Genomic DNA, 6,973 nt, shown 5'->3' with positions numbered 1-6,973 from the left:
CGGCGGCGTCGGCGGCCAGCGCGAGCGCGGCGCCGAGGGCGTCGACGAGCAGCGACTCGGCGACGGCGTCGGGGAACGCGATCGGGCGGTCGGGGGTCGGCGCGGGGACGCGGACGCGGCGCTCGTCGGGCGCGGCCCACTCCACCGGGTCGGGCGCGCAGGCGGCCAGCGCGGAGAGCGCGGCCGTCGCCGCGAGCGCCGCGACGGGGCGAACACGGTTCAGCATGCCGGAAGTCTAGCGGGTGAGGGCGCGCGGGGTGGTCGGGTAGATTCCCCACGTCCCCCGTCCCCTCACTCGAGCTCCGCATGACCACCACCGCTGCCCCCCACGTCCCGCACGGCTCGGGCGCCGAGGCGCCGATGCCCGGCGGCTCCGCGACCAGCGCCCCGCAGCCCGTCCCGTCGATGGGCGGCGTGACCGGCTTCGCCGGGATCCGCCGCGTCCCGGCGCCGGTCAACGAGCCAGTGCGCGGCTACGCCCCCGGCTCGCCCGAGCGCGCGGCGCTGCAGGCGCGCCTGGCGTCGATGGCGGCCGAGCGCGTGGAGATCCCGCTGGTGATCGGCGGCGAGCACGTCACCACCGGCGACGTCGCGCAGGCCACCAACCCGTGCGCGCACCGCGAGGTGCTCGCCGACTGGCACCGCGCCCGTCCCGAGGACGTGCAGCGCGCCGTCGCCGCCGCCCGCGACGCGCACCGCGACTGGGCCAACTGGGCGTGGGAGGACCGCGCCGCGGTGTTCCTGCGCGCCGCCGAGCTGCTGGCGACGACGTGGCGCGACACGATCAACGCGGCGACGATGCTCGGCCAGTCGAAGACCGCGCACCAGGCGGAGATCGACAGCGCCTGCGAGCTGATCGACTTCTTCCGCTTCAACTGCCACTTCGCGCAGGAGCTGTACGAGGAGCAGCCGCTCTCGACGCCGGCGATGTGGAACCAGATGGACTACCGCCCGCTCGAGGGGTTCGTGTACGCGGTGACGCCGTTCAACTTCACGGCGATCGCGGGGAACCTGCCGGCGTCGGCGGCGCTGATGGGGAACACGGTCGTGTGGAAGCCGGCGTCGAGCGCGATGCCGAGCGCGTGGCAGGTGATGCGCCTGCTCGAGGCGGCGGGGCTGCCGCCGGGCGTCATCAACTTCGTCCCCGGCGACCCGAAGCCGATCTCCGACGCGCTGCTCGCGCACCCGGACCTCGGCGGCGTCCACTTCACCGGCAGCACGGGCGTCTTCAACAGCATGTGGGAGACGATCGGGCGCAACATGGGGCGCTACCGCTCGTACCCGCGCATCGTCGGCGAGACGGGGGGGAAGGACTTCATCCTCGCGCACCCGTCGGCGGACCCGCAGGCGCTGGCGGTCGGGATGGTGCGCGGCGCCTTCGAGTACCAGGGGCAGAAGTGCTCGGCGGCGAGCCGCGCCTACGTCCCGAAATCGATGTGGCCCGACGTGCGCGACCGCGTGGTGGCGATGATGCGCGAGCTGCAGCAGGGCGACGTGCGCGACTTCCGCAACTTCGTCGGCGCGGTGATCGACGAGCGGTCCTTCACCAAGATCTCCGGGTACCTCGACGACGCGCGCCAGAACGCGACGATCGTGCAGGGGGGCGGCGCCGACCGCGCGACGGGGTGGTTCGTCGAGCCGACGCTGGTCGAGACGGCGGACCCCGCGTACCGGCTGATGTGCGAGGAGATCTTCGGGCCGGTGCTGACGGTGTACGCCTACGACGACGCGAAGTGGGAGGAGACGCTGGGCACGATCGACCGGACGTCGACGTACGCGCTGACGGGGGCGGTGTTCGCCAACGACCGGCGGGCGGTGAAGCAGGCGATGGTCGCGCTGCGGCACGCGGCGGGGAACTTCTATGTGAACGACAAGCCGACGGGGGCGGTGGTGGGGCAGCAGCCGTTCGGCGGGGCGCGCGGGTCGGGGACGAACGACAAGGCGGGGTCGAAGCTGAACCTCGTGCGGTGGGTGAGTCCGCGGGCGGTGAAGGAGACGTTCGTGCCGCCGACGGATTGGACGTATCCGTTCCTTGGCGCTGATCGCTGACCTCGTCGATCGTCGCGCCGCGCGGTGGCGAGGCGGGAGGTACGCAGGCGACCTCGATCGCGCAGCGATCGTCGGGAGCCGCAGCGCCGACCCCTCGCCCGCTCGGCCACGGTACCAAGCCAGTCGAACGAACAGGAATGCGCACCTACGACTACGTAACGGCAGACGTCTTCACCGACCGCCAGTTCGGCGGCAACCAGCTCGCCGTCCTCCTCGACGCCCGCGACCTCTCGTCCGAGCAGATGCTCGACATCGCGCGCGAGTTCAACTACTCCGAGACCACCTTCGTCCTCCCCCCCGAGCGCGGCGGCGCGGCGAAGGTCCGCATCTTCACTCCCGGCGGCGAGGTCCCCTTCGCCGGCCACCCGACCATCGGCACCGCGCACGTCCTGTTCGCCACGGGCGCCCTCACCGCCGACGGCACCGAGGCGACCATCCTGCTCGAGGAGCAGGTCGGCGACGTCCCCGTGAAGGTGCGCCTCCCGCACGCCGCCGTCGGCGCCGGCGTCGAGCCCACCTTCGCGCAGCTCTCCGTCGCCCAGCTCCCCGAGGAGCGCGAGGCCCCGTCCCGCGCGCTGCTCGCCGACGCGCTCGGCCTGCGCGAGGACGACATCCTCGACGGCGCGTACGCGCCGCGCATGGCCGGCTGCGGCCTCCCGTTCGTGCTCGTCCCGCTGGCCAGCCACGACGCGGTGCGCCGCGCGCGCGTGCGCCACGAGGCGTGGGAGCGCGCGCTCCCGCCCGACGCGTGGACGCGCGAGCCGATGGTGTTCGCGATGGGCGCCCCCGACGAGGCGAGCGCGCGCGCCGGCGTCGACGTGCACGCGCGCGTGTTCGTCCCCGGGCTCAGCGTCCCCGAGGACCCGGCCACCGGCTCGGCGAACGCGGCGCTCGCCGGCTACCTCGCCGCGCGCACGCCGCGCCTCGACGGGACGCTGCGCTGGGTCGTGGCGCAGGGGATCGAGATGGGGCGCCCGAGCCGGCTGGAGCTCGAGGCCGACAAGCAGGGGGGCGAGATCACCGCGGTGCGCGTCGGCGGGAGCGCGGTCGTCGTGAGCGAGGGGCGGCTCCGGCTGCGCCCGCGCGCGTGAGGGCGCGGTGACCGCCCCCGGGATCGGCGACCGCTGGCTGCGCGGCGAGGCGATCGACGGCGTCGCGTTCGCGCAGCACGACGCGGTCGCGATCGCCGGCGGGTCGCGCGACGGGCAGGCGGGGCGCGTGCTGCTCCTGCTGGCCGTCGCGCCGCGCCCGCTCTACCTGGTCGCCCTCGACGCCGGCGGCGACCTGAAGGTCCACCAGGGCGCGCTCCGGCCGCTCAGGCCCCGCCCGTCCTGAAGCGCGACGCGTGGCGCTCGGCGACCAGCACGAACACGCCGCGCGACTCCGCCAGCAGCTCGCCCCCGGGGCCGACGAGGCGCGCGGTCACCGACGCCTTGCGCTCGTCGGCCGCCACCACCGCCGTCTCGACGCGCGCGGTGACGCCGAGCGGCACGGGGGCGCGGAAGTCGACCTCGATGTGCGCGGCGAGCGCCGAGGTGTGCGCGAGCCACACGGCGAGCCCCATCGCCTCGTCGAGCAGCGCGGCGGTGCTGCCGCCGTGGGCGTGCCCCGGCGGCCCCTGCGTGCGCGGCCCGAACCACGCCGTCGCCCCCAGCTCGGCGCGCGTCCCGGCGCCGCGCGCCTCGTAGCGCACGCGCAGCCCCTCGCCTTCGGGGTCGCCGCTGACGTAGGAGCGCGCGGCGAAGGCGGCGATGGTGCGCCCCACGGGGTGCTCGGCGATCGGGATCCAGGGTTCGGCCATGCGCGAAGAGTAACTTCCGCGGCGTGACCGAGCCGCCGCCGACCGCCTTCCCCGCCACCGCGCGCGCGCTGCGCGACGCGCTCGCCGCCGTGGCGCTCGACGCGGCGTCGTTCGCGCGGCCGCTGGCGCGCTGCGCGCTCGCCGACTGCCGCGGCACCTGCTGCACCGAGGGGGTGACCCTCAACGCCGAGGAGGCGATGGTGCTGCGCGCGCTCGTGCGGCGCGAGGGGGAGGCGCTGCGCGCGCTGGCGCCGGCGATGCCCGACGCGCCGATCGTCGACGAGTACCCCGACGACGAGGACGGGCCGGCGCGCACGGCGCTCGTGCCGCGCCGCTACCACGGCGTGGTGGCCGGCTACCCGCCGCACTTCGCCGACGCGGCGTGCGCGTTCCTGATGCCCGACGCGCGCTGCGCGCTGCAGGCGCTGGCCGAGCGGCGCGGCCGTCCGGCGTGGTACTGGAAGCCGCTCGCCTGCTGGCTGCACCCGATCGCGCTCGGCGCCGACGCGATCCGGCTTCCGGACGCGGCCACCGACCGCCACGCCGACGGGGCGCGCGGCGGCTTCGCCAGCTGCACGCCGTGCGGGCGGACGGCGCCCGCGGGCGCCCCCGGCGGCGCGCCGGCCGCGGAGGTGCTGGCGCCCGAGCTACGGGCGCTCGGCGCCCTGCTCGGGCGGGACCTCGCCGCCGAGGCGGCCGGGGGCTGAGGCGCCGCCCGACGCCCCCTCGACGTCGTCGGCCAGCAGCTGCTCGCGCGTCATCCGCGGCACGCCGCCGGGCGGCGTCGCGTCGGCGGGCGGGGTCCGGTGGTGCGGGTGGCCGACGTTCCGCGCGTTGCGGCGCGCGTCGTGTTGCTCCTTGGGCGTCGCCATGCGATCCTCGCGTCGGATGGGTGCGCCGACGACGGGCACGCGCCGTGCCGTGCTCGGTCCCGACCGCCGGTTCCCGCGTCCCGCCCGTACGCGTCCGCCCGACGCGCCCGCACGCCGCGCCCATGCCCTCGACGAACGCCCCCGCCTCGCGCGCGCAGCTGGTGGCGCGCGCCCGACTCACCGCGCGCATCGCGCGCGGCCGCGCCGCGTTCGTCCGCGACGCGCGGCTCCTCCCGATCGGGCTCCCGCTGGCCGCCCTGACGGCCGTCGGCGTCCTGCTGGCCGCGCAGGCGCGCCCGCGCCCCGTGTGGCGGAAGTACAGCCGCCGCGCGCGCCGCGAGGCCGCGGCGCACGCGGCGGGGCTCGCGCTGCTGGCGGCCGGCGGCACGCTCGGCGCCACCTGGCTGGCGGCGCAGGCCGAGTGGGGGCGCCACGAGCGCGCCTACCAGACGCGCGACGAGTCCTGAGCGGAGGGGCGCGCCGGCGACGGGGCCGACGCGCCGAGGGTCAGCCCTTCTTCTTGCGCGACGGCCGCGCCACGGTGTCGGCGGCGGCGACCGGGAGCTGCAGCTGGAAGCGGAACTCCTGCCGCACCAGCTGGCGCACCCGCTGCCCGCCCAGCTCCGCCGGGCGGAACTTCATCCCGGTGAGGCACTCCTTCACCGCGTCGGTGAAGAGCGGGTGCGACGACGCGACGATCTTGAACGACGCCGGGTCGGCGGCGCCGGTCGTGTCGACGATCCACTCCGCGGTCACCGCGCCCTCGGTGTTGGTGAGCCGCAGCGGCTCCGGGTAGCGCGGGCCGACGCTCGACGGGTCGCGCTGCACCTCGACGTCGAGCTCGGACGCGACGAACACCGGGTCGCCGTCGATCGGCGGCCCCTCCTCGGCGACCGGCACGGGGACGGCGCGGCCGCCTCCCTCGCGCGTGCGCTCGACGAACCCCGTCGGCCCCTCGGGGAGCGACGGCGCGCCGTCGCCGGTCCCCTTCCCGTCCCCGGTCCACCGCAGCTCGACCGGCGCCTCCTGGGGGGGCGCCTTTGGGAGGAGCGGCAGGAAGAACACGACCTCGCGCGTCGTGCCGACCGTCCCCTCCTCGCCGGTGCCGGCGGGAGCGGACGCGATGAGCGACGCGACGAGCCCGGCGTGCGCCGCCGCGCTCCAGAACGTGGGGGCGGCCAGCCAGTGTTGGTGGCGCCCCGATTCGATGAGATGAAGTCCCACCGGGCCCTCCTTGAGTCCCGATGCCGCTACCGTACCGTGCGCCCGACGGGCCCACAATGGGTCGCTGCACTCCCCCGTCCCCTACCGTCCCGCATCCCACGCTCCATGGACTCCCCAAGCTCGCCCCCGGCCACCGGTCCTGACAGGACGATGACGCCAACCGGCGCCCTCGCGGGACGAGTCGCCCTGATCACGGGAGCCGGGCGCGGCCTGGGAGCGGCGATGGCGACCCGCCTCGCCCGGGCCGGCGCCGCGGTGGCGCTCGCCGCCCGCTCCACCGAGGAGCTGGAGGCGGTCGCAGCCGCCATCACGGCCGACGGCGGGACCGCCCGGACCATTCCCGCCGACGTGACCGACGCGGCCTCGGTGGAGGCGATGGTCGCCGACGCGGAGCGCGCGCTCGGCCCGCTCGACCTGCTCGTCAACAACGCGGGGCGCGGCGCGGTGCCCGGCCCGGTCTGGGCGTCGGACCCGGACGACTGGTGGGCAACCTTCGACGTGAACGTGCGCGGCGTCTTCCTGTGCATGCGCGCGGCGCTCGCGCGCATGGTCCCCCGGGGGCGCGGCCGGATCGTCAACGTCTCCAGCCGGGTCGGCAACCTGGCGATGCCCCACGCCTCGGCGTACGGGGTCAGCAAGTGCGCGGTGACCCGCCTGACCGAGGTGGCGGCCGCCGAGGCGCGCCCGCACGGGATCGCGGTGTTCGCGCTGGAGCCGGGGACGGTGCGGACGGCGATGACCGAGCGCCTGATCGCCAGCGAGGCGGCGCGCACCTGGCTCCCCGGGTACGTGGCAACCTTCGCCGACGGTCACGACGTCCAACCCGACGAGGCCGCCGCGCTGGTCGAGCGCCTCGCGCGCGGCGACGCGGACGCGCTGAGCGGGCGCTTCGTGAGCCGGGCGGACGACCTGGACGCGTTGATCGCGGGGGCGGGGGGGGAGTCGCGGACGCTGCGGCTGGTTCCCTGAGGTCCTGCGACCTGCGACCTGCGACCGGGTGCCCTCGCAGGTCGCAGGTCGCAGGTCG

9 protein-coding genes and 1 pseudogene are annotated in these 6,973 nt (G+C 76.4%); 6 read left to right on the top strand and 4 right to left on the bottom strand.

The window, feature by feature from the left end; translation table 11 throughout:
* A pseudogene (locus tag PYV61_RS18325) lies at positions 1 to 226 on the bottom strand (histidine ammonia-lyase); the annotation flags it as partial.
* 179 nt (positions 227 to 405) lie between these two features.
* Here PYV61_RS18325 and pruA point away from each other — a divergent pair.
* From pruA to PYV61_RS18310, 3 genes are all read left to right on the top strand, one after another.
* Positions 406 to 2,049, top strand: coding sequence for an L-glutamate gamma-semialdehyde dehydrogenase (pruA, locus tag PYV61_RS18320; RefSeq protein ID WP_345785260.1), 1,644 nt, complete (start codon positions 406 to 408; stop codon positions 2,047 to 2,049).
* Positions 2,050 to 2,186: 137 nt separating this feature from the next.
* On the top strand, positions 2,187 to 3,140 hold the full coding sequence (locus PYV61_RS18315) for a PhzF family phenazine biosynthesis protein (RefSeq protein WP_275834276.1): 954 nt from the start codon (positions 2,187 to 2,189) through the stop codon (positions 3,138 to 3,140).
* A gap of 7 nt (positions 3,141 to 3,147) precedes the next feature.
* The gene (locus tag PYV61_RS18310) at positions 3,148 to 3,384 is read left to right on the top strand and encodes a hypothetical protein (protein ID WP_275834274.1); all 237 of its coding nucleotides are present in this window, start codon (positions 3,148 to 3,150) and stop codon (positions 3,382 to 3,384) included.
* Here PYV61_RS18310 and PYV61_RS18305 read toward each other — a convergent pair.
* On the bottom strand, positions 3,365 to 3,850 hold the full coding sequence (locus tag PYV61_RS18305; protein ID WP_275834273.1) for a PaaI family thioesterase: 486 nt from the start codon (positions 3,848 to 3,850) through the stop codon (positions 3,365 to 3,367). The two genes, PYV61_RS18310 and PYV61_RS18305, sit on opposite strands and share 20 nt — an antisense overlap.
* Before the next feature lie 23 nt (positions 3,851 to 3,873).
* On the opposite strand from PYV61_RS18305, the gene PYV61_RS18300 reads away from it, so the two are divergent.
* Positions 3,874 to 4,557 (top strand): hypothetical protein, encoded by a 684-nt coding sequence (locus PYV61_RS18300; protein ID WP_275834271.1) that lies wholly within the window; start codon positions 3,874 to 3,876, stop codon positions 4,555 to 4,557.
* Here the strand turns inward: PYV61_RS18300 and PYV61_RS18295 are convergent.
* Entirely contained in the window at positions 4,498 to 4,722 is a 225-nt protein-coding gene (locus tag PYV61_RS18295; RefSeq protein WP_275834269.1) for a hypothetical protein, read from the bottom strand. The genes PYV61_RS18300 and PYV61_RS18295 overlap by 60 nt on opposite strands.
* Positions 4,723 to 4,844: 122 nt before the next feature.
* Here PYV61_RS18295 and PYV61_RS18290 point away from each other — a divergent pair, with 122 nt between their 5' ends.
* Positions 4,845 to 5,189, top strand: a complete 345-nt coding sequence (locus PYV61_RS18290; RefSeq protein ID WP_275834267.1) for a hypothetical protein — start codon at positions 4,845 to 4,847, stop codon at positions 5,187 to 5,189.
* Positions 5,190 to 5,229: 40 nt separating this feature from the next.
* On the opposite strand, the gene PYV61_RS18285 is transcribed toward PYV61_RS18290, so the two are convergent.
* A complete protein-coding gene (locus PYV61_RS18285) occupies positions 5,230 to 5,946 on the bottom strand; it encodes an energy transducer TonB (protein WP_275834265.1) in 717 nt (238 codons plus the stop codon).
* On the opposite strand from PYV61_RS18285, the gene PYV61_RS18280 reads away from it, so the two are divergent.
* Positions 5,935 to 6,915 (top strand): SDR family NAD(P)-dependent oxidoreductase, encoded by a 981-nt coding sequence (locus PYV61_RS18280; RefSeq protein WP_345785259.1) that lies wholly within the window; start codon positions 5,935 to 5,937, stop codon positions 6,913 to 6,915. The two genes, PYV61_RS18285 and PYV61_RS18280, sit on opposite strands and share 12 nt — an antisense overlap.
* The last annotated feature ends 58 nt before the right edge of the window (positions 6,916 to 6,973 follow it).

The sequence above is a fragment of the Roseisolibacter sp. H3M3-2 genome, from assembly GCF_029211165.1.
In the GTDB taxonomy this organism is placed as follows: Bacteria; Gemmatimonadota; Gemmatimonadetes; order Gemmatimonadales; family Gemmatimonadaceae; genus Roseisolibacter.
Note: the sequence above shows the minus strand (reverse complement) of the source record. Positions and strands in the feature narration are given on the sequence as shown.

Coding starts and splice junctions, on each gene's coding strand:
- pruA (WP_345785260.1), top strand. CDS start 406: ATGGGCGGCGTGACCGGCTTCGCCGGGATCCGCCGCGTCCCGGCGCCG.
- PYV61_RS18315 (WP_275834276.1), top strand. CDS start 2,187: ATGCGCACCTACGACTACGTAACGGCAGACGTCTTCACCGACCGCCAG.
- PYV61_RS18305 (WP_275834273.1), bottom strand. CDS start 3,850: ATGGCCGAACCCTGGATCCCGATCGCCGAGCACCCCGTGGGGCGCACC.
- PYV61_RS18295 (WP_275834269.1), bottom strand. CDS start 4,722: ATGGCGACGCCCAAGGAGCAACACGACGCGCGCCGCAACGCGCGGAAC.
- PYV61_RS18290 (WP_275834267.1), top strand. CDS start 4,845: ATGCCCTCGACGAACGCCCCCGCCTCGCGCGCGCAGCTGGTGGCGCGC.
- PYV61_RS18280 (WP_345785259.1), top strand. CDS start 5,935: ATGAAGTCCCACCGGGCCCTCCTTGAGTCCCGATGCCGCTACCGTACC.